Here is a 20,706-nt window from a genome sequence, read left to right on the forward strand (position 1 = left end):
CCTGTCACGGTGATCGCCATGCAGTTGAGCTCCCCTGCGCGAATCCCCATCGTCGCGCGCCCGCCCGCCAGACGGTCTTTTTGCAGCGCATCGAACTTTTTTCAAACAACCGTTGACCTTCCCGTTACGGCATACCCCATACTGGGTCTCGAACGTTCAGGGAACCAAAGGGAAAGACGGCTAGCCTATGTTGACGATCGGAGAATTCTCCCGCACCTGCTTTGTAAGCAAGAAGACGCTTCGCCATTACGACGAGATCGGGCTTCTGCGTCCAGCTCATGTCGCCGAAAACGGATACCGCTATTACACGGCGGACCAGATTCGCACCATGCGCCTGATCTTAAGGCTCAAATCGTACGGGTTTTCGCTGCCCGAGATAGCGGCACATCTGGCCTACCCCGATGATGAACTCCTCTCCCAGGCGCTTTTTGAAAAGCATCGGTTGCTGGAAGCGGAAATCGGCAAAGCACAGCGGGTGCTTAACCGCATGGAACAAGATATCGAAAAACTGAAAAGGAGCATCGACATCATGAAGCAAGACATTGCTGTTGAGGTGGTAGAACGCATGCCGCAAACCGTCTTCGGCGTGCGCCGGGCGATAAACGTACAGGATTTCCAGGAGCTATTCGCCGAGCTCGACGCCTCTCTTACCAAAAACGGTATCACCGCGCTCGGAGCACCGATGGCGTTTTACCATGACGAGGACTTCAGCGCCGACGATTCCGACATCGAGGTAGCCGTACCCGTTGCAGAAGGAACCGCCGGCTCGCACCCGATCGAAGGAGGCCCTCATGCGTGCTCGACGCTTTCAGGGCCCTACGACCCCGAGGCGTTCACCGCGCTATATGCGGGGATCATGCAGTGGATCGACGAGAACGGCTACCATGTTGCAGGTTCGCCCTTCGATGTGTACGAGAAGGGCGGCCCCGACGTCGACCCGAAAGACTACGTTACCGAAATATGCTTCCCCATTGCTAAGTAGCGGATAGGAACCACTGCTAAAAGGCTGGCCGATATCCCCGGCCAGCCTTTTAGCAGATCGGACTTACGCTTCTCCCCCGCCCAGTTTCTCTGCGATCTCGCGATTCAGCTTCTCGCGCAGCTTCCCAGCCTGCGTTTTCGCATCGCGTATGAGTTCGTCGCAAAACGAGGCGACGTCTTTGCCGGTGATGTCGAGCACAGGGCGACCCTCCGCCGCACCCGCTTCGAAGAGATCGATAAGATCGTACTGGACCTTCAGCATGTCCATTCCGTCCCCTGCCGTGAAGTTCCACATGTACTTCTGGGCCTTCTCGTACACGAACCGATAATCGTCGGGCAACGCCTTCACCCGCGCCATCATCTCGCGGTATTCCTTCTTGTCGCCGATAAGCTTCTCGAATATATCAAGCATGGCTCTTGCTTCCTTTCAACTCGTTGATCTTCGCCGAGACGAACTCCCACTTGGACCAGAAAGCTTCCAACTGCGTCCGACCCCTCTCGTTAAGGGAGTAGAACTTCCTCGGAGGCCCCATCTCGGATGGTTTCTTCTGTGTGTCCACCAGGCCGTTTTTCTCGAGGCGTACAAGGATCGTGTAGACCGTTCCCTCAACCACGTCCTCGAATCCGAGGGCGTTCAGCCGCCGGGTGATCTCGTAGCCGTAGGTTTCCTCGCGGCTGATGATCTCCAGCACGCAACCCTCCAGCACGCCTTTCAGCATTTCGGTTAGGTTCTCCAGCTCGATCAACTCCCATTTTGTCATGGTTACTATTCTGTAGCACTTATTACTAGTACATAGTATCACAGAATAGTTTGCATGAATAGAAGCAGGAACGCCCGTCACAAAGCCGGCATTTCGCCGTATGGAACAAGCCAACCCAGAATCGCATCTCCGCGATCGGCGCCGAGACCGCCGCAATAGCGAAAGCGGCCCGAAGTGCACAGAAATCATCAGATTGTTGCAAGTTGAAGGCCTGGAAACCACCCTCGGATGCGTTGCCTTGCGCATCGCGACACGTTTGCCCAGCTCGGGAAAAGCAGTACGCCGTTGCAGGATGCCGATAGGTTGCTTTTGATTGACTTCGAGCAGATACAAGGCACCGGCCTGCAACAATCTGAGGTAAAGCGTGTATCTGGAACGTCCTCATCTACGATGGAAGCTGATTTCGGTTTTCAGCAGCGGCATACCCTGAAACAGCAGCGAAGCGGGGCGGAGCCCTATGCCCCACCCCGCTTCATCGCCGCCGAAGGTTCTAACCTACAGGCCGGAAATGTTGTCCTGCACGAGTTCGAAACGCTCGCTTCCCGGGCCCCTGAAAAACGCGATGCGCATGTTCAAGCCCTTCTCGTTGCACACGGCGAACACCGTGCCGTCCAAATCGCATGCACGATCGAAGTCGAGCGGAGGATCGAACGGCCCCGCCTCCATTTCGACGCCGTGCTCCTTCAGATGAGCCACAGCCGCATCCATATCGGGAACGCGAAATGCCAAGTGGTTGAGCGAAACCGCGGCCGTCTCGAGCGGCGTCTTATCCTCTTGCTCCAGAAGCTCCACCACCGTGCCGCCGGGGTGGCGCATCCACGCCATCTTCAGCGGCTTGTCGCCTTCCATGGCAAGCGACTCGAACAACAGCTCGAATCCCAGAACGTCGGCGTAAAACGCAAGGGACTCTTCTATGTCCCGGCAGTAAATGCCCGAATGCTGGCTGCTCAGCTCCATGAAAGCCTCCTTACGCACGGTACAGGGCGATCGTCCCGACGTTCAGATCCTTCTCGATCGTCGAGATGAAATCGGAAACGGTGCGTGGCATATACCCTTCGGCCTCGACCGTGATGCTGTAGTCTGACGGCTCGATCTGACGGAACCAGAAATCCCCGAAGTCGTCGGATTCGGTCTCCCTCGTCTCCCCCGTAGCGAGATCGGTAAGAACGACTTTGGCTCCGATGAGCACTTCCTCTTCTTCGAGATCGGCGATCTCACCGCCGATGAAGCGCTTCGGAAGATTCAGATAGTACACGCTGGGGCCGGTACCGTATTCGGGATGAAGCTTTTCCGCGTCACCAAGCTCGCCGGCGAAATCCTCGATATCGCCGAATCGCAGCGCGTCGTGGGCGCAAGCCTCGACACAGCGCGGTACAGACCAGCCGTCGTCGAGCAAATGAGCGCACCCGGTGCACTTCTGCGGAATGTCGAGCTCCTCGTTCCAAAACACCTTGTGGTACGGACACGCCTCCATGATAGCCTTCTGGCCCTTCGCCTTCACCGGATCGATGACGATCAGGCCGTCGTCACGCCGATACACGGCACCGTCCTTTGCTGCAGCCATGCATGGCGCACTTTCGCAATGCTGGCACATGATAGGCGTATAGGAGACGGTGACTTTCGGAACCTGACCGCGCTCCTTCTCTTCGACGTTGAGCCACTGCTGGCCAACATCGGGCTGGGGAGCCGCGTAGGGCATCCAATCGTTATCGCAATGCTCGTCTTTGCAAACCAACTGGCAGCTGCGGCAACCAACGCACTTGGCTACATCGATGACAAAGGTCTTCATAGGGCTACTCCCCTTCCTTGATGATGCAGGATTCGGCTACATGACCCGTGTCCTTGTCGTAGAATTTTGCAAACTCGACAGGATATTGCCTGGCAAGTTCGAACACATCGACCTTGGCGATGTTGATCAAGAAACTGTTCGTTACCTCACCGGGGCAGTTCTTCGATGTGGTGTTGGACGGACAGATGAGGTTGTTCGCGCCTCCGCGGTCGAACTCGCCGATAACGATGCTGTCGACGCGCGCACCGTGATCTTGATACAGCGCACCCGGAATCACGCGCTCGCTCAGACGAACGCCGCCCAGAACCGCGCCGCGTTCGTTGAAAATCTTGCAGATGTCGCCGTCGTGCAGGTTCAAGCGTCCGGCATCGAGCGGATTGACCCAAATAGGCTCGTACAGATAGCCGTCAGGGCCTTCGACCTTGCAGGTCTCGAACTCGCGCATCCAGGTGTTGTCGTCGTTGTTCGCATGCACGCGCCATCGAGGATGGTTCGTGATGAGCAAGAACGGGTATTCCTTCGCACGCGGATGCAGCAAGCTCTCGGAATGCGATTCCCCATACGGTACGAAGTGCGGAACGGGCGGACGCTCGACGTCGTCAGGATAATGCTCGGCAAGCGCAGTGGAGTAGAACTCGATTTTGCCAGTCGGCGTCGACAGCGGTTCGCTTTCCGGATCCTCATACCACGGACGCATGTGCAGACGATCGTTTTCCCAGTTCTCAGCGGTAGGAACGACGAAATAACCCTTCTCCATCCACTCTTCGTAGCTGATGTACTTCTCGCACCCGGAATTCTCGAAACCCTTCTTGATAAGCTCGTCCTCGGTGCCTTCGGCATACTGCTCGTACAGACCGAGCTTCTTGGCGACCTCGCCCACGGCCTCCCAATCGGAAAGGGATTCGCCGACATGCGGCACGGCTTGCTCTTCGTGAAGGATCATGTTGTACTGACCAGAGAACAAATCGGAGGAAATGTCGTTTACTTCGAGCTTCGTGGTGGTGGGAAGAATGATGTCCGCGAACAGGGCGTCGTTTTCAAGCCACGGGTGCTGGGCGACGATGAACTGCAGATTCGGATGGCGCAGTGCGCGCTGCATTTCGTTGCCGCCGTTCCAGCAGGTCTGCCAACAGGGGCTGTCAGTCCATATCATATGAATCTCGCCAGCGCCGGGCTGCGGGAAGTCCCATTCGATGAACTGGTCTTGAGCGGGCATGCCCGCGATAACGTGGCCGCCTGACCAATGAACCGGCGGGTTCATGATAGCCTGGGGAATCAGCGTTTTCGGAATGAAGTTCACCGGTTCGGTGAGCATGGCCCAACCATGGTAAACGGAGTTCATATCGGGCTGGAGCTCACAGCGCGGGAAGGGATAGATATCGTCGATTCCGAACAGACCGACATCCATGAAGTTGATCTGCCCGGCGCCGGGCTTTCCAAGCTGCTGCATGGTGAGCAGGCATACCTCCAAGCGAGCAGGTTCGCTTGAATAGGCTGCGCGGATGAGCCCGCCGCCTGCGCAATGGCCGATCGACACGGCGTGCTTGGCCCAGTAACGGGCGAGCGCCTTGATCTGACGCGCAGAAACGCCGGTGATGGGAGCGGCCCATGCCGGAGTCTTCGCGACGCCGTCTTCCCCACCCAGAATATAGCGCTCGAACCAATCGAAGCCGACGGAATGGGACTCGACCCACTCGCGATCGTACAGACCCTCTTTCATCCACACGTACGCGATGGCGCATTGCAGCGCAGCATCGGTATTGGGAAGCACGGGGATCCACTTGTCGGCATGGGCTGCAGCGGCGTAGTTCAGGTCGGGCGTGATGAATATCTGTTTGATGCCGGCCTCGGTGAAGAAGCTCTCGACGCGCCCGGGCATCATGCCGCCCCATCCCCACGGCGTGGTCTCGGGGTCGCCCGACCACATGATCACGCAATCGCCGTTCTCGGCGATATCCTTGAACAGATTTTCGGTATGAGCCTGCTTGCCGACGGGATCCATGCCCCAGATGTGCTTGGCGCCCCAGGTCCAGCCTTCCCACGAATCGGGCTGGCGGGCTTGCAGGGTATAGCCGCCCAGAAGGTCGAGAAGCTTGCCAGGACAGCCGTGCGCGGCGTGGATAATCTTCGACTCGCCATGGCCGTCGATCTGGGCCAAGACGGCAAAGGGGCCGTACTCGGCGTAGATGCGCTTTAGCTCGGCGGCGATGATATCGGTGGCCTCATCCCAGCTGATGCGCTCGTATTTTGCTTCGCCGCGAGTTTCGGGATGACGCTCGCCATCCGGATCCCAATCCACGCGCTTGAGCGGATAGGGTACGCGATTTTTCGAGTAAACGCGTTTCTTGTACGCGTACTGCAAGGGCGTCGGAAGCGTATGGGTCTTCGGTTCGAGCACAGCTCCGTTTCGAGCCGTGATCTTCCATGGACGCATGCTTTCATAATCGTATTTCTCGTCATAGTGCATAGGACGTATTCGCAGGATCTTTCCGTCTTTAACATCGACGGCTGCGGAGTTGGAGCCCAACCCGAAGCCGCAGAGACCCAAAGATTTGTATACCGTCTTGCCACCGGTTTCTGGCATTGCTTCTCCTTCCTCAAGGCATTTGTTTGCAGGATGCATTTCTCTTGCTTTCCGCGCCCAGTGGAAAGCAAGCTATACCCGTCGAGCATCCTGCCACCGTTCGATCGCTTGGTTTTCGCACGTTTTCTCGCGGAAACCAAGCAAAAGCGTCGTCCGCGTTGCCGTTGAACGAAAACGCGTCCTTCCCCCCTTTCGCCGCCATGTAGTATGATGATTGTCGGTGCTTTCGCTGAAGCCCGGAGCCATAGGCACGTCTGCCAGGACGGAACCTCGTTCGAGTGTATAACCCGAAATACAAACGGGCTATACCTCGATCCGATTGAAAGACCTCAGACGCATACAGCATGCTGAGGTAGTCGCCGAGTTGGAGGACGGACTATGGAAGCTATAAAGCCAAATGACACCGCAGCAAACAAGACCACCTCGTCCCGGAACAGCGCAACGAAGAAACCTGCCTCAGAAGCCCTCCTTTCTACGGCAAGCCACCCGGACTCCGGCTCTCCCGTAGCCGAACCGGGACGCAAAGGCGACCCGCCCGCGTGGACTCGCTACACCAACATTCCGTTTAGGCTTTTAGGCTACGGCATCTTGATGGGATGGCATTTTCTGCTCATTTACTTTTCAACCATGCCAGAGGCAGCCGAGCCCGATGCGCACGTACTCCTTTTGCGGCAGCTTACCTTGAACGTCGCTCTGGCGATAACGTTTTTCGGCCTCTCGCTGATAGGCCGCAAGACAGACGTGCTAAAGCCGCTTCTCTCTCCGCTTGCAATATCGGGGGTTGCGGCAACGGGCGTTATCGCGACGATCGGAATCATATACACGCAGTTCTTCGGAGTGTCCGTCGCCACCGCCGTATTCGTTGCCATCGCAGGCGCATCCGAGGCATTGCTGCTGTTCGCATGGCTGCACTTCTACTCGGAAACGGAAACGAACTACGCGACGAAATACATTTCGGTTTCCCTCGTCATCGGCGCGTTGGCAGCGTTTTTCATACGGCACCTCACCGTCGAAATCGCCTTTATCTGCTTCGTCACGCTGCCGGCGCTATCAGCCGCCATGCTCGCCATCAGCATTCGCCAAACGCCCGTCCGCAGCGCCGATCGAGGAGGACGCGGCCTGAGCGACCATAAGGGCGCCATGCGCCCGCTTGCCGCTTGCACGGCGAACCTTGCCGTATTCAGCGCGGCATTCGGCTTTCTGCAGGGAAGCATACTGCCCAACGGCAATCCTGTTTTGGCCGCCTTCACCCCCAATGCAGCCATCGGCGCCGCCATCGCGGGAACGATCACCATGCTGGCGTACAGCAAGCTGACGGGCAGGCAAGCGCCCGAATTGCTCCGTCGGATATCGATTGCGGTATTCATCGTCGGCATCATGGGCGCGATGTATCCTTGGCCCGCCGCAAAAGAAATCGCGGGAATATCCATCATGGCCGGTTTCATGATCGTCGATATAACGAGCCTCGTGTACGTCGTGATGGTCATTCGCGCCTACGACATAGCCTCGGCGTTCGCCATCGGGTTCAACCGTGCGGTCGAGTACGCGACGTTCGGCGTATCCATCGCAGCCGGGGCACTGCTCGCCAGCGCTGCGGGAACCGATCCTCTGTATCCTCTTTACGTGAGCAGCCTGGTAACGATAATCGCGCTGATCTACGCCATGACCTGCATGGAACGAAGCCCGCTCGATTGGATAGCCCTTCTGTTTCCGGAAAAAACGCTTGCCGAAGAAGGCGCAGAAGCAACCCCAGCCCAAGAAACGCCCGCTTCGCGCATGCCCCCCGATGCCAAATCGGGGCAGTTGACGCTCGGATATTTCAGAATGAAATGCCAGGCCGTGTGCGAACAGTCGAATCTGTCACCGCGCGAATCAGAGGTGCTCGTGCTCATGGCGAAGGGACGCAATGCGGAATACATACAAAACGCCTTGATGGTATCCAACTATACCGCAAGGACGCATATCGCCAACATCTACCGTAAATGCGGCGTCCATTCGCTGCAGGAGCTCATCGATAAAGTCGAACAAACAGAAATTGAAAACGCCTGATCAACAAGCACGCCTCCTTTCACCTACTGCATCTCGCTTGAGGCAGAACCACGTTTAACGCAAATCGTTCGATGTCCTTTCGGCGCAGGGCGGCTATAGTCCCTCCCATAGACCGCTCCGCCAGGACAGCGCCGCAAGTTGCACTCACGACAACGTCATTCGAAAGCTGGGAGGTACCATGAGCGAGAAAGATCAATCGTTTTCCATGGGTCGTCGGTGGCTGGTTTTCTCTATCGTTTTCATCATCGGGATTTTATCGGCGTACAGTATGTTCAAAGCACCGCCGCTGTTTTCGATAATCATCCCCGAACTCGGATTTACCGACGAGAACATCGGTTGGGTTATGTCGATGTTCTCGATAATCGGCGTCGTGCTGGCGTTTCCAGCGGGCGCTATCCTTGCGAAACTGGGTATCAAAAAGAGCCTCATCATCACAGCCGCGAGCCTGGCCATCGGCAGCGCGATCGGAGCCGTAGCCAGCAACGTGGCGATTCTTTTGGCTTCGCGCTTCATCGAAGGAATCGGGATGGGCTTGATTTCGGTTGTGGGGCCGGCCGCCATCGCAACCATCATTCCACGCGCGAAACAGGGCTTGGCAATGGGCATTTGGTCGGTATGGTTCCCCGCCGGTACCGTGCTCGCGTTCAACACCGCCCCCGCATTGGCCGCAGGCCTTGGGTGGCGATCGGTTTGGTGGGTTTCTGCAGCGCTTTGCCTGGCAACCCTCGTGTTCGCGTTGCTATGCTATTCGCAGCCACCTGCTGAAAAAACCGAAGACGGGCAAACCGCAACCGGCGTCACGCGCAAGCCCGACATGTTCAGCATCATCATGGTTGCCGTGGCGTTTATGACATGGAACGCATTCAACGCAGGCGCCATCAGCAGCTTCTACCCGACATTCTTGGCAGACGTCCATTCGATGGATCCGCAGGCCTCGGGCTTCGTCGCAAGCATCACCAACCTGTGCGTGCTGGCGCTCGGGCCCATATCGGGCATCGTATCGGACAAGATTGGAACACGCAAAGGTCTGCTGGTATTCGCATTCGTAGGCGCGATCATATTCCTGACGTTCGGCTTCTCCGACAACATCACGCTCATCTACGTATTCGTAATCGGATTCGCGTTCTTCTCGGCATCGTGCGCAACAGGCACATTCTCCATCATCCCCGAGCTCACGCATCAGCCTGAGAAGATCGGCTTCAGCATGGCGATCGTCGCCTTCCTTCAGAACCTCGGCATCGTCATCGGTTCGGCCGTTTTCCCCGTAGTCGCCGCCGGCCTTGCTTGGAACTGGAATACCGCATCGCTCGCGTTTTGCGTACCGCTGGCCGTCGTCGGTTTGGTCTGCGTCGTCCTCGTACGCGAAAAGGCGAATCGCAGCTGATCCCTGCGACTTCGAGCCTCTTGGGTGCTTCGGCTGTAACGCGCACCCGCATGCCGTGCAGTCTATCGAATTGTATTGGTCTCGACAGAAGGAGGTATTCCATGGATCGGACGGAATTCATGGCGTTGGATCCGCAGGATAAGGCCGATAAGCTGAACATGCTTATCGGCGAAGGCAAAACCCAAAAGGAGGCGATGGGTGCATTCGGCATCACCATCAAAGACCTTATGGCAACGCAGGTGCTTTTTTCCAAAGCGGAAGGCGTATTCATCTCCAAAGCGGTAGGCGGTTTTTCGAATTTCCACAGCGACACGACTGCCGACGCCGCAAAGTAACGGTTTTTCGCGATCTGGGTTAGTTTGAAACCCGCCTGGAAGGACCGCTTTTCGCAGCCGCCCGTCCGAGCACACCGCTTGCCCGCATCGCATAGGTATCTTTTCATCGCATTGCTGATAAGAGAGGAGGCACAATGTCAAGAGAATCGATTGTAGAGAAACTCAGCGAGCGCCATGAGGGGGTGGAGCATTTTTACACCACGTGCCACAACAACGGCTGCTGGGATGCTACTTGCCTCATAAAGTGCGGCGTGAAGGACGGCAAGATCGTTTCCATCGAACCGGACGATTCCGTGAACGCGGGCATTGCACGCGAAGACGACAACGAAGAGGCCGTGCAAACCGGCATGCTTCAGGCTCGCGCATGCCCCATGGGACACGCGTGGCGCCAGGAACTGTATTCCGAAGACCGTCTGTTGTACCCCATGAAGCGCATCGGCGAAAAAGGGGCCGGCAAAGGGCACTTCGAACGCATTTCCTGGGAAGAGGCACTCGACACCATCGCCAGCAAAATGAAGCAGATGGCCGATGAAAACCCCGATAACCCCTGGCTCTACTACTGCTACTACGTCGCATTCGAAAGCTCCGACTTCCCGTTTGCATCCTACATGCCCGGCACCATCACCGGCTGGGGCGACCACTCCACTTCGGGCGGCGCAGCGGCAGAGGACTTCCATCTGGGCGTTCGCCTGACCGACATCCTGATCAAAGGCACAAGCGACGCCTATCCCGGCTTCGAAGCCCCTGACCTGCTTAACTCCAAACTGGTAGTGCTGTGGGGCTTCGACCCCATGGTCGCCTGGTTCGGCCATGTTCCCTACTACATGAAGCTCGCCCAGGAACGAGGCTGCAAGTTCATCCTGATCGATCCGGTGTACAACGTCAGCGCCGAGTGCCTGGGCGCCCAGTGGATCCCCATCCGCCCCGGCACCGACACCGCGTTCGGCCTCGCAGTCGCCCACGTCCTCTACACCGAAGATCTCTACGACCATGAATACGTGGCGCAGTGGGTCGAGCCCGAAGGATTCGAGGAATGGCGCAAGTACATCGTCGGCGAAGTCGACGGCGTGGAGCACACCCCTGAATGGGCCGAACCCATCTGCGGCATTCCCGCCGAAACCATCCGCGAATTCGCCCGTTACTACGCATCCATGAAGCCTGTTCACCTACAGCAGATGTACGGCGTCTCAAAGCGCAACTTAGGCGATTACGCAGCTGCGGTGGCCATGCTCCTTCAGGCCATGACCGGAAACCTCTCCATTCCCGGCGGGTGCGAAGGCGGCGGCGCATCTCTTGTGACCCAGCCCCGCGTGTTCCCCCCGGTTCCCGACACCGGCCAGATCAAGGGCGATGTGGTGAACCCCATCACGAACAACAACAACAAAGTCACCGAGATCATGCACTGCCAGAAGCTCTACGCCGCCGGTGAGATAACCGAAGAGGAGTTTCGCCGGCGCATCGGCTGCCCGAAGGGAAGTCCGCTGCCCAACCTGAAGATGGCCATCATCCCCAATAACTATATCAACAACCAACACGACGTTTCAAAACGTATGGCCGGCTTCGCCGACATGGAATTCTCCTGGGGCTGGCAATACTATCCCGATCAGCCGTCGATCGAGTTTTTAGACATCGTGCTTCCCTCCCCGATCATCCAGTTCGAATCTACCGACATGCACTTCTTCGGCATCAACCGCTACTGGGGTGCACCCGCCGGCATGCAGAACTACTTCTTGTTCGCAGGCAAGGGCGTCAATCCTCCCGGGGAGATCCGTTCAAAAGACTGGGTATGGATGGAACTGGCGCGTCGCCTCGGTTTCGCAGACAAGTACTGCCCGAAGATGCTCGACGTGACCGACTGGCGCGACTGGGACGACCAGGTTATCGAACGCATCTACAAGCCCGCTTACGAGGAATGGGCCAAAGACGAAACCGGCATGCTGGAGTACAGCGGGGTCACGCCGCCCTCGTGGGAGGAATTCCAGAAGATGCCCATCATCCGTGTTCCCGGCGAGCCGGGAGAATGGTTCCACCCCTTCAAGAACACCATACCGTGGGGCAGGTCTCCCTTCAAAACACCGTCGGGCAAGATCGAGTTCGAGAGCTCGTATGTGAAGAACACCGATCTGACCCAAACCCGCTATGGCGGGAAGATGGACGCCTATCCCCGTTGGCAACCCACCTACCAAGATCTTCCTGCAAACGATAGCTACTACCATCCGTGGACGAAGAATTACCCGCTGTCGATGGTCACCCCGGTTTCCACATACCGCCAGCACTCATCCAACGACCGCAATCCCTGGCTTAAGGGCGATTGCTACGATCATATGGTCCGCATGTCGCCGGCAGACGCAGCAGACCGCGGTATCAAGACGGGCGACCGCGTCTTAGTGTACAACCAATACGGCGAAGTGGAGATCACCGCATACGTATCTTCCAAACTGCTTCCCGGCACGGTATCCATCGGCCATGGCGAGTGGTCCAGGTTCGATAACGTTCGCAAATCCAAACTCATGCCCTACGGCATCGATACAGCCGGCAACTGCAACCTCCTCATAGGAGACACGCATCTGCCCCACGTCGTGGGCGCGCTGCTAACGGCTGGCCTTGTGGAAATCAGGAAGGTAGGCGATGAATAATGACGCAGTACGGTTTTTACTTCGACCAAGGCAGATGCTACGGCTGCAAAGCCTGCTCGGTTGCATGCAAGGACTGGAACGACATCGGACCCGGGCCGGAAAAATGGATGAGCGTGTACATGTGGGAGAAGGGAAAATTCCCGAACACCTCCATCGGCATCCTGGCGTTTAGCTGCGGCCACTGCGATAACGCGGTATGCGTCTCAGCCTGCAATCACGGCGCCGTCTTCAAAGAAGAAAAATACGGCGCCGTACTGGTGGATCAGGATCTCTGCGTTGGCGACCGCAACTGCTTCGAAGCGTGCCCCTACGGCGCTCCGAAGTTCGCCAGCGATGAACCCGGCACCAAAATGAGCAAGTGCACCATGTGCATCGATCGCCTGGAAAAAGGGCAACTGCCCGCCTGCGTGGCGGCCTGCCCCATGCGCGCCCTGGACTTCGGCCCCATCGACGAGCTGGTTGAAAAGTACGGAGATGTCCGCCAAATCGAAACGATGCCGTCTCCCGACATCACAACGCCCAACTGGGTGGCGAAACCGAACCCGCCCAAGGAGCAGCTGATTCCCTACGATGTAGAAAAAGCCATCAAGCTCACCAAGCCGCGCACGAAGACCGACGACGTATATTCCGACATCAAAAACCTCACGGAATTCGATAGCGACGTTATCTGCACGACCGAACTGCGCATGAAGAACGCCACCGTCGCCGAGGTGATGGCCGCCACGTCAAGCGACCAAGGCTAGAAGCGAGAGCCTCGCATATGCAAAAAAAAGGGGGGGTGCGACCTCACCTGAGCTGAACCCCGATAGCGGGACTGGAAACAAAAGTTTTCAGTCCCGCTTAGTTTACAGGGGTGATGGGAGTGCGCTACCGCCTGCACCGTGCTTCATCGGCCCCCATCCCCTGTCTTCGTACCGCATTGCCCACAAACGATTCGATTTCGCATTCCGCATAAGGACGAGAACCTCTTCAGAGACGATTGCGACCATCCGATGTTCGAGGGCGGCATACAGCTGCAAGATATGGCTTACCTTCGCAAGGATGCCTGATCGCCGAATATGGGAATGCGCAAGACGACTCGTGCGCCGAGAATACGGCCCGACTCCTCGACTCTGTTGGAAAGCTCGATCATGCCGCCATGCGCGATAACCGCATCGGATGCCGCAGATAAACCGATGCCGTAGTGCTCGCCCATCAGCGCGCCGGTGCGGGACGAATCTCCGCAAAAGAACCGCTCGCAGCCGTGCTCGAGCGCATCAGGAGAAAACCCGGGTCCGTCGTCGTCGACCCTCACCGTAAAAAATCCTCCTTCGGCATCGTACCCGAAAACAAGACCGATCCGCCCGCGCGCATGATCGACGGCATTCGCCACAACGTTCGCGACAGCCCGGCCAAGCGCATCCCGATCAGCCTGCAACCGCATTCCCGCAAGCGACGATCCGCGATCGACTTCAAGCGCAACGCCCGCCGCGCGGGCAAGGGCGCGCACCTCCCGCTCGAGTTCGCCGGCGAACTCGTCGAGCCGAACGAACGCACAGGCCCTGATTGCCGCTTCGCCGTGCGACGCTTCGATGAGCAGGCGCACGTAGTCGTCAAGCCGCTTCGCGGCCGCTGCGGCATCGCGCGCAGCGGCTGAGATGTCTTCGGATCCACCCGCATCAGCTGCGCGTTTCAAGGCAGACATGCCTTCTATTTCCTCTGCAACGTAGTCGGCATTGGCCCGCACCACGGTAAGGGGCGTTTTGAGGTCGTGGGCAAGCGCAGCCACCTGGTTGCGCTGAGCCTGTTCTGCGCGCCAATGCGCCTCAAGCGACTCTTCGAGCGAAGAACGCATGCGCTCCATCGCCTCGAGCACATCGTTTATCTGACGCACGTTGCTCGAACCCACCGTAAACGCAAGGTCTTCTTGCGCAATCCTGTCGGCAGCATCCGTGAGCGGCGCCATTTTGCGTGCGATAGTGCGGCTTGCGCGATGCGAGATGAGCAGGACAGAAGCGATGCTTCCTGCGCACGCGGCGACCAGCATAAGGTTTTGGGGATTAGGCAGGGTATCGCGAAACGTGCGGGAGACGAACTGGGGCATGAACTCGCTTGCAAGCAGGCAAACCGTGGAATCGGAAAGTTCGAATACCGTATAGGTGACTCCGTTTTGGCCGATCACCGCGGCAGACCCCCTCTCGATTTCGCCGCGATCGCCCTCAAGGCTGCTGCGCGCGACGTCCAGAGCGGATTCCAGTTCGTCGGCAGGCAAATCGCTCTCGAGCACCGCGCCAGCATCGTCCAGACGCACGTAGCGGTAGGCGGTGGGGATCGATTCGGGATCGAAATCCCGCTCGGAACGGAGCGCCTCGACCGTCTCGTCGACATGCCCCGCTCCGTAACTGGCAGGATACACAGCACCTGCGTTCATCGCTGCGGATAGCGCAAGAAACGACAGGACCCATACGATGCCGACGGCCACGATGACGTAGGCGAAGTAGCGCACGATGACGAGAGAAAGGGGGATGCCCCGCCGAAAAGGCCTTAAAGCTGCCATTTGTACCCCATTCCCCAAACGGTTGCGATGGGATCGGCACCCGCATGACCGAGCTTCTTGCGCGCGCGACTCACATGCATGGATATAGCGGCGGCATCCGCATCGCTATCCCAGCCAAGGGCGGCTTCCCGAATCTGCTCTCGGGAAAGCACCTGCCCACGTCGGCGAGCGAGGACTTCGCAGATCTCGTATTCGGTGGGCGTGAGCGGCACGGGCGTATCGCCCACCGCGATCTCCTTGGTACCGAGATTCACTCGCACGGACCCGAGAAGCAGGGTATGCGTGCGCTCGCGCTGTTCTCGTCTGAGGTGCGCGTCCACCTTCGCCCGCAATTCGGCAGCACCGAACGGCTTGCGCACGTAATCATCGGCGCCCAGCCCATAGCCTACAACGGCATCTTCCTCCGCCACCTTGGCAGTCAGAAAAATGATCGGTCCGTCGAAGCATGGTCGGATCCGCCTCACAAGATCGAACCCGTCGAGCTCGGGCATCATCACGTCGCACAGGATAAGATCGAATCGCGCAAGATCCATATCGGGCACGCGCGCCGATTCGACGGCGCATACGACATCGTGCCCATCGCGCTTGAGCACGCGCGCAAGCGCAGAAAGGATCGCCTGCTCATCGTCAATCGCCAATATGCACGCCATCGCGCCTCCCGTCTTTCCTCGTTCCGCTTTCGCCATGATACCCGATGTTTCTAACGATTCGATAACGGCTGGCTGCGGCTTTTCCGCCCGGCATCGTCCAGACGGCACCGCGGTCTCAGTCGGCATCCCCCCGCAACGCCGTCAAGGCTCCTTCGGGCACATCCGCTTCGGTTACCTCGCGGTAGTGAACGCCTGTTCCTCCCTTGGCATCGATCTCGAGAAACCCTTCTCCTTTCGCCTTGCGGCCGAAGGAGATGATCGTAATCTCGCGATGGTCGCCTCCCCCGGTTGCAGCATCCACCTTGTAAACGTAATTGGTACCCGCACCCGTCGCATCGCCGTAACTGTCCACATAGGAATCGGGATGCGGCACCGGTGCCCACATCGTAACCACAGGACCGGGCACAAGCCGATCGAGAACCGACTGGGCAACCGCGCCCCAGCCGCCCGAGCAGCTTGGAAGCAGCGCAACCGCCGCAACGATCGCCGCCGCAAGGACAAGAAGCAGAACCGACGCCCGATGCGAACGTTTTTCAGAACTGCGCATGGCTTTTTCCCTCCTCGAATCGTCCGAACCACGCAAGAAGCGCCGTCAAAGCCGCCAGCGTCGCAGCTGCGCACAGGATTCCCGTCGTCGCTGCGGCATCGGCCACTTGCAGGAAAATCGCCGCCGATCCCTGCGCTTCGGCTATTGCAGCCTCCACTGCAAGAGACCCCAAACGCGCCGGCCAGGCAAACGGCTCAAGGCCGAGCAGACCCGAACCCACCGCCGTAAGCTCGCCGGTCATGAGGCCATGCGCAAGGCCCCCCACCGAAAAGAACGCGAGGAGGAGTCCCGCCGCCCCCGTGCCGATGGCGGCATTGCGCCCGAAGCGAAGCGAGAGCGCTATCATAAGCGCGTAAAGAGGCGCGCTTCCGAAAGAGAGGCCCGCAACCGAAAGGGCAAGCGTTCCTCCATCCAACGCAAGCCGACCCGCCGCAGCCAGAAGCGCAGCGAAAACCCCGACAGCGAGAGCGAGGGCGGCAAGTCCCATAAGCCAAAGCGCCGTGCACTGCGCGGCAAGAGCGATGCGGCGAGACGGCACCGCCGCAAGATTGGCAAGACCGCCCGCACGCCGTTCCTCATCCACCGCGAGCCCGCAGACGACGCCCGCCATAAGGGGCATCATCGCGCCAAGGAATTGCACGTAGGCATCCGCCCCCGCAGAGGCGTCCCATGGCGCTACGGCGAAGTACAGCCCGCAGGCAAAGCCCCCCGCAAGCGCGCAGACAAGATGCGCGGGCGCAAGCGGCGAGCGCACAAGACGCGTAAACTCGGAACGGATGGCGCCGGAAAAAGTCATGCGCCGCCTCATAGCTCCTCCGATCGCTTGAGCCATGCCGCCCCCGCAGCGCAAAGGACGGCGAACACCGCAGCGGCAACCGCAAGTCCGATCCATGTGAGCGCGCCAGACGACGCAAGCGCACCGCCGAGCACCGTATCGGCCGAGAGGGGTTCGCCGCTCGGCAGCACCGGCAGAAACGCCGTGGGTATCACCATAGTCGCAGACGGCGGAAAGAGCTGCGGGACCGGCATCGCGGACCAGGCGAACCCGCCGACAAGCTGTACCGCCAACGGAGCAAAGATGCCTGCGAGCATGCCGAATCGAGCCGTGAGGAAAAGCGCCGCAGGGATCATCCATGCACTCGTTACCGTTACCGCGAGAGCCGCCGCAAGCATCGTGAGCGCTGCCGCGAACAACATGTCCGCATCAGGGCCTCCCCCGCCGAAGACCGATGCGAAAAGATAGATCGCGAAAACGACGAGGTTGGAGAGAAGCGAAAGACCGAAGCAGTAGAGGATTTTAGCCCACCACGAAATTCCGAGCGGCGTGCCCAGACCCAGGATCGGCCGATTCTTAAGACGCGCATCGGCATTCGCCACGCACCCCGCGACAAGGGCGATCGTTACGGGCATAAGCAGAGCGTACCAGTAATTCCAGGGCGAAAACGAAAGAGCGCCGCCGAAACCCGTCATAGCCCCCAAAAGCGCAAACGGCAGAGCCATTACGATGGCCAAGCGAACGGGCGCCGCGTGGCGGAACTTGAGCGCCTCGGCACGCAATGCCGAGAAAAGCGTGGTGCGAGCCTGCATTTCCATCATGCCGCCCCCTTTGTCCGGCACACGTCCATGAAGAGCTTCTCGAGATCCTCGGCAGGATGAAGCACATCTTCGTATGCAAGGCGACCGTGCACGATGATGCCGATGCGATCGGCCATCTGCTGCACCTCGGAAAGGATATGGCTCGAGACGAGCACCGTTATGCCCTGCCCGGGAAATGCGCGGATCATGTCGCGCAGCTCTTCGATGCCGATAGGATCAAGGCCGTTGGTGGGCTCGTCCAAGATGAGAAGGCTCGGATGAGCGAGTAGCGCAAGCGCGATGCCCAGCCGCTGCTTCATGCCCATGGAAAAGCGTCCCGCGCGTTTCTTTCCGGTACCTTCGAGGTCTACCGTCCGCAGCACCTCATCGATGCGCTCGTCCGGAAGTCCAAGCAGCGTGGTGCGAACCCGAAGGTTCTCGCGTGCGGTGAGGTTGGGGTAAATCGGCGCTTCCTCGATAAGCGAGCCGATGGCGTAAAGATCATCGCGGCGCCACGGATGCCCATCGAAGGCGATTGCGCCTTCCGTGGGGCGGAGCATTCCGCAGATCATCTTGAGCGTAGTGGACTTGCCCGCCCCGTTGGGGCCCAAAAGCCCGTACACTTCGCCCTTTCCTATGTGTAGGCTCACGTTCTCCACGGCCGTCTGGGCGGCGTCGCCGCGGCCGAAGCGCTTGGTGAGCCCGTGCGTCTCGAGCATGCAATCCAATGCTGACTCCCTTCGTTCGCATCCGCCGAAAATCGGATGTCTTCCAGTTGCGAATATCAGCATGAACGGCAAGTTTAACGAAGCCGTAACGACCGAAAGGTTTTTTGCGCAGGGGCGCGCAGACGCAACGAGATCGCAAGGCGCAGGGGTTGCAAAGTGCAGGGGCAGCAAGGCTGGGCGGCGGTGACGGGATGCAAAGCGGAGAACGCAAGGATGGCGAAGCCGAAACGCTTTCGCGTTGCAAGAGAGCGAAAAACGACCGTTGCGAGGGGCGTCGAAACCCAACCCGCTGCGCACTCCGAGAGCCGCCGCGCACGCTGCGGCATCGCCCCCAGCCAATAGATCTTCGAAGCGATCCGCCGCATCTGCTCGAATAAGCAGAACCCTTTCCGCTATGATGAAGGCAAACCGATGAATAGGTGCTTTCTTATGCAATTTAACGAAAACAAGATCCGAAAATACTGCAAAAACAAACCGGGCATGATGCTCACCCTTGCAATGCACGAAAAGGGCACTGACACCATCAAGAGCTTTGGGAACAACGGCATCCCCGTTGCACCCGAATACCGCGCTTACGAAATCGGTTCCGTTTCGAAAGTTGTTCTTTCGACCCTGCTTGCTAAATGCGTTGAGGAAAACATGCTGAGCCTCAGCGACACCATCGACCAATACATAGATCTGCCCCCTGGGATTGTCTACCCGAGCCTTCTCCAGCTTGCGACGCATACCTCGGGCTACAGCGACCCCGCGCTTTTCGATTCTTTCTTCGAGGCGGTTTCCTGGTCGCTCTCGTCGAGTAAAAGGCAGTTCAACCCCTTCGATGACTTTAAATCCGACTGGATCGTCAGTGCGATCATCGATGCCTCTCGCAAACCAAAAAAGGGAAAGGGACGGTTCCGATATTCGAACTTCGGATATTCGGTATTAGGCCATACACTCGGCAAGGCGTTGGGCGGTTCCTACCGCGATTGCATCACCTCTTTTATCGAAAACGATCTAGGGCTTTCGGTGACTTCTTGTAACTCGGGAAAAATGGACATGGTCCATGGTTTCAAGAAAGGCAACGACTACGGAAACTGGGAGTGGTCTGAAGACTCGGCATACGCCCCTGCGGGCTGCATCTGTTCAAATGCAGCCGACATGATTGCTTTTGCGAAAATGAACCTTTACGACGAAAGAAGCTATCTGACCTTTAGCCACCGGAAGCAACACTCCGATAGGCTCCTCGATATCGGTCTTGGTTGGGTAATCGAAAAGGACGATGACATCGTTTGGCACAACGGCAGGACAGGCCTGTTCCATACCTTTCTCGCATTCAGCAAAAGCAAGAAACGGGCGATTGCCCTGCTCTCTAATTGCGTCAATGGCTTGAGCATGCCCGAGGACAAGCTCGCCCTTTCGATCCTGAAGAGCGATTAACTCAGGTACGCCAACAGGGCACGATACGCCTCCGCATGTTTCGATTCGCACGATCATCTTCCCCGCATCGCTGTTCCATTCTTCCCCAATAGTGCTATAATTGCCACATTATGATACATATATATCACTAAGGAGAATCGGATGGAATGGAAGAAGCTGTATTGGCTTATGGGGTTTCTCGGATTCCTCGGGTTTTTGGGCATTACAGGGGAGCCTGTCTTCTTTCTTTCGTTCGCCTTCTTCGGAAACTTCGCATACTACTGGTGGAACAAACTCGGCGATGCCGACGAAAGGCTCTACCGCAATAAGTACTTCGCAGCCCAAACGGTCTTTCAGTGGACTTTGACGGGCATTTTCACTCTGAGCCTCTTCTTCGGCTTCGTATCCACCGACGTTGCGTTTCTGTATCGCGCGGAGCTGCTGATCATCGCCTTCGGGTTTGCGGGCGCGATGAACGCATGGGCTTTCTACACCTATCGCTTGGATCGAATCGGTGGGTGAAATGACACGGTTCAAAAGCCACGTACGCCAGTATCGGCAATTCAAGGGGTTGACCCAAGAAAACCTGGCGAAAAAAGTAGGCGTCAGAAGAGAAACCATCATCCGCCTCGAAAACGCGAAATACAACCCTTCTCTCGAGCTTGCAGCTCGCATATCGTTTGTGCTGGAAGAGCCGTTGGATGTCCTCTTCGAATTCGATTTCGAATAACCGAAGGCGGCCGGATGAAAAAG

At 58.1% G+C, this 20,706-nt stretch carries 20 protein-coding genes; 9 read left to right on the forward strand and 11 right to left on the reverse strand.

Annotated features, from left to right (window positions below; translation table 11 throughout):
* The first annotated feature begins 187 nt into the window (after window positions 1-187).
* The gene (locus tag C1719_RS09440; protein ID WP_102374871.1) at window positions 188-982 is read left to right on the forward strand and encodes a MerR family transcriptional regulator; all 795 of its coding nucleotides are present in this window, start codon (window positions 188-190) and stop codon (window positions 980-982) included.
* Between the two features lie 63 nt (window positions 983-1,045).
* Here the strand turns inward: C1719_RS09440 and C1719_RS09445 are convergent, their stop codons facing one another.
* From C1719_RS09445 to C1719_RS09465, 5 genes are all read right to left on the reverse strand, one after another.
* Complete coding sequence (locus C1719_RS09445; protein ID WP_102374872.1) at window positions 1,046-1,393, reverse strand: DUF1048 domain-containing protein; 348 nt, start codon at window positions 1,391-1,393, stop codon at window positions 1,046-1,048.
* Window positions 1,386-1,742: a PadR family transcriptional regulator gene (locus tag C1719_RS09450; RefSeq protein WP_180963549.1), complete on the reverse strand. Its 357-nt coding sequence runs from the start codon at window positions 1,740-1,742 to the stop codon at window positions 1,386-1,388. The genes C1719_RS09445 and C1719_RS09450 overlap by 8 nt, the downstream gene beginning before the upstream one ends.
* A 495-nt stretch (window positions 1,743-2,237) precedes the next feature.
* Window positions 2,238-2,699 (reverse strand): VOC family protein, encoded by a 462-nt coding sequence (locus tag C1719_RS09455; RefSeq protein ID WP_102376017.1) that lies wholly within the window; start codon window positions 2,697-2,699, stop codon window positions 2,238-2,240.
* 10 nt (window positions 2,700-2,709) lie between these two features.
* Entirely contained in the window at window positions 2,710-3,531 is an 822-nt protein-coding gene (locus C1719_RS09460; RefSeq protein ID WP_102374873.1) for a 4Fe-4S dicluster domain-containing protein, read from the reverse strand.
* Window positions 3,532-3,535: 4 nt separating this feature from the next.
* Window positions 3,536-6,115: a molybdopterin-dependent oxidoreductase gene (locus C1719_RS09465; protein ID WP_102376018.1), complete on the reverse strand. Its 2,580-nt coding sequence runs from the start codon at window positions 6,113-6,115 to the stop codon at window positions 3,536-3,538.
* Window positions 6,116-6,493: 378 nt separating this feature from the next.
* On the opposite strand from C1719_RS09465, the gene C1719_RS09470 reads away from it, so the two are divergent.
* From C1719_RS09470 to C1719_RS09490, 5 genes are all read left to right on the forward strand, one after another.
* The gene (locus C1719_RS09470; protein ID WP_102374874.1) at window positions 6,494-8,164 is read left to right on the forward strand and encodes a response regulator transcription factor; all 1,671 of its coding nucleotides are present in this window, start codon (window positions 6,494-6,496) and stop codon (window positions 8,162-8,164) included.
* 178 nt (window positions 8,165-8,342) lie between these two features.
* Window positions 8,343-9,548 carry an MFS transporter gene (locus C1719_RS09475; protein WP_102374875.1) on the forward strand — a complete coding sequence of 402 codons (1,206 nt, stop codon included), beginning with the start codon at window positions 8,343-8,345 and terminating at the stop codon, window positions 9,546-9,548.
* A gap of 101 nt (window positions 9,549-9,649) precedes the next feature.
* Entirely contained in the window at window positions 9,650-9,883 is a 234-nt protein-coding gene (locus tag C1719_RS09480) for a hypothetical protein (RefSeq protein WP_102374876.1), read from the forward strand.
* 134 nt (window positions 9,884-10,017) lie between these two features.
* Window positions 10,018-12,519, forward strand: a complete 2,502-nt coding sequence (locus C1719_RS09485; RefSeq protein ID WP_102374877.1) for a molybdopterin-containing oxidoreductase family protein — start codon at window positions 10,018-10,020, stop codon at window positions 12,517-12,519.
* Entirely contained in the window at window positions 12,519-13,262 is a 744-nt protein-coding gene (locus C1719_RS09490; protein ID WP_102374878.1) for a 4Fe-4S dicluster domain-containing protein, read from the forward strand. The genes C1719_RS09485 and C1719_RS09490 overlap by 1 nt, the downstream gene beginning before the upstream one ends.
* Before the next feature lie 284 nt (window positions 13,263-13,546).
* On the opposite strand, the gene C1719_RS09495 is transcribed toward C1719_RS09490, so the two are convergent.
* From C1719_RS09495 to C1719_RS09520, 6 genes are all read right to left on the reverse strand, one after another.
* Window positions 13,547-15,055, reverse strand: coding sequence for a sensor histidine kinase (locus C1719_RS09495; RefSeq protein ID WP_102374879.1), 1,509 nt, complete (start codon window positions 15,053-15,055; stop codon window positions 13,547-13,549).
* On the reverse strand, window positions 15,043-15,741 hold the full coding sequence (locus C1719_RS09500; protein WP_425439805.1) for a response regulator transcription factor: 699 nt from the start codon (window positions 15,739-15,741) through the stop codon (window positions 15,043-15,045). Before C1719_RS09500 ends, C1719_RS09495 begins: the two co-directional genes overlap by 13 nt.
* A gap of 79 nt (window positions 15,742-15,820) precedes the next feature.
* Window positions 15,821-16,252, reverse strand: a complete 432-nt coding sequence (locus C1719_RS09505; protein WP_102374880.1) for a hypothetical protein — start codon at window positions 16,250-16,252, stop codon at window positions 15,821-15,823.
* A complete protein-coding gene (locus tag C1719_RS09510) occupies window positions 16,239-17,048 on the reverse strand; it encodes an ABC transporter permease (protein WP_102374881.1) in 810 nt (269 codons plus the stop codon). The genes C1719_RS09505 and C1719_RS09510 overlap by 14 nt, the downstream gene beginning before the upstream one ends.
* A gap of 8 nt (window positions 17,049-17,056) precedes the next feature.
* Complete coding sequence (locus C1719_RS09515) at window positions 17,057-17,848, reverse strand: ABC-2 family transporter permease (RefSeq protein WP_219717845.1); 792 nt, start codon at window positions 17,846-17,848, stop codon at window positions 17,057-17,059.
* The gene (locus tag C1719_RS09520) at window positions 17,845-18,555 is read right to left on the reverse strand and encodes a lantibiotic protection ABC transporter ATP-binding subunit (protein ID WP_102374882.1); all 711 of its coding nucleotides are present in this window, start codon (window positions 18,553-18,555) and stop codon (window positions 17,845-17,847) included. The genes C1719_RS09515 and C1719_RS09520 overlap by 4 nt, the downstream gene beginning before the upstream one ends.
* 429 nt (window positions 18,556-18,984) lie before the next feature.
* Between C1719_RS09520 and C1719_RS09530 the strand changes: the two genes are divergently transcribed.
* The 3 genes from C1719_RS09530 to C1719_RS09540 all read left to right on the forward strand — a co-directional run bounded on the left by C1719_RS09530 (window position 18,985) and on the right by C1719_RS09540 (window position 20,683).
* The gene (locus C1719_RS09530) at window positions 18,985-19,974 is read left to right on the forward strand and encodes a serine hydrolase domain-containing protein (protein ID WP_180963551.1); all 990 of its coding nucleotides are present in this window, start codon (window positions 18,985-18,987) and stop codon (window positions 19,972-19,974) included.
* Between the two features lie 141 nt (window positions 19,975-20,115).
* The gene (locus C1719_RS09535) at window positions 20,116-20,475 is read left to right on the forward strand and encodes a DUF3796 domain-containing protein (protein WP_102374885.1); all 360 of its coding nucleotides are present in this window, start codon (window positions 20,116-20,118) and stop codon (window positions 20,473-20,475) included.
* 1 nt (window position 20,476) lies between these two features.
* On the forward strand, window positions 20,477-20,683 hold the full coding sequence (locus tag C1719_RS09540; protein ID WP_102374886.1) for a helix-turn-helix transcriptional regulator: 207 nt from the start codon (window positions 20,477-20,479) through the stop codon (window positions 20,681-20,683).
* Window positions 20,684-20,706: the final 23 nt, after the last annotated feature.

Source organism: Raoultibacter massiliensis, from assembly GCF_900199545.1.
GTDB lineage: Bacteria > Actinomycetota > Coriobacteriia > Coriobacteriales > Eggerthellaceae > Raoultibacter > Raoultibacter massiliensis.

Coding starts and splice junctions, on each gene's coding strand:
- C1719_RS09440 (WP_102374871.1), top strand. CDS start 188: ATGTTGACGATCGGAGAATTCTCCCGCACCTGCTTTGTAAGCAAGAAG.
- C1719_RS09445 (WP_102374872.1), bottom strand. CDS start 1,393: ATGCTTGATATATTCGAGAAGCTTATCGGCGACAAGAAGGAATACCGC.
- C1719_RS09450 (WP_180963549.1), bottom strand. CDS start 1,742: ATGACAAAATGGGAGTTGATCGAGCTGGAGAACCTAACCGAAATGCTG.
- C1719_RS09455 (WP_102376017.1), bottom strand. CDS start 2,699: ATGGAGCTGAGCAGCCAGCATTCGGGCATTTACTGCCGGGACATAGAA.
- C1719_RS09460 (WP_102374873.1), bottom strand. CDS start 3,531: ATGAAGACCTTTGTCATCGATGTAGCCAAGTGCGTTGGTTGCCGCAGC.
- C1719_RS09465 (WP_102376018.1), bottom strand. CDS start 6,115: ATGCCAGAAACCGGTGGCAAGACGGTATACAAATCTTTGGGTCTCTGC.
- C1719_RS09470 (WP_102374874.1), top strand. CDS start 6,494: ATGGAAGCTATAAAGCCAAATGACACCGCAGCAAACAAGACCACCTCG.
- C1719_RS09475 (WP_102374875.1), top strand. CDS start 8,343: ATGAGCGAGAAAGATCAATCGTTTTCCATGGGTCGTCGGTGGCTGGTT.
- C1719_RS09480 (WP_102374876.1), top strand. CDS start 9,650: ATGGATCGGACGGAATTCATGGCGTTGGATCCGCAGGATAAGGCCGAT.
- C1719_RS09485 (WP_102374877.1), top strand. CDS start 10,018: ATGTCAAGAGAATCGATTGTAGAGAAACTCAGCGAGCGCCATGAGGGG.
- C1719_RS09490 (WP_102374878.1), top strand. CDS start 12,519: ATGACGCAGTACGGTTTTTACTTCGACCAAGGCAGATGCTACGGCTGC.
- C1719_RS09495 (WP_102374879.1), bottom strand. CDS start 15,055: ATGGCAGCTTTAAGGCCTTTTCGGCGGGGCATCCCCCTTTCTCTCGTC.
- C1719_RS09500 (WP_425439805.1), bottom strand. CDS start 15,741: ATGGCGAAAGCGGAACGAGGAAAGACGGGAGGCGCGATGGCGTGCATA.
- C1719_RS09505 (WP_102374880.1), bottom strand. CDS start 16,252: ATGCGCAGTTCTGAAAAACGTTCGCATCGGGCGTCGGTTCTGCTTCTT.
- C1719_RS09510 (WP_102374881.1), bottom strand. CDS start 17,048: ATGACTTTTTCCGGCGCCATCCGTTCCGAGTTTACGCGTCTTGTGCGC.
- C1719_RS09515 (WP_219717845.1), bottom strand. CDS start 17,848: ATGATGGAAATGCAGGCTCGCACCACGCTTTTCTCGGCATTGCGTGCC.
- C1719_RS09530 (WP_180963551.1), top strand. CDS start 18,985: ATGCAATTTAACGAAAACAAGATCCGAAAATACTGCAAAAACAAACCG.
- C1719_RS09535 (WP_102374885.1), top strand. CDS start 20,116: ATGGAATGGAAGAAGCTGTATTGGCTTATGGGGTTTCTCGGATTCCTC.
- C1719_RS09540 (WP_102374886.1), top strand. CDS start 20,477: ATGACACGGTTCAAAAGCCACGTACGCCAGTATCGGCAATTCAAGGGG.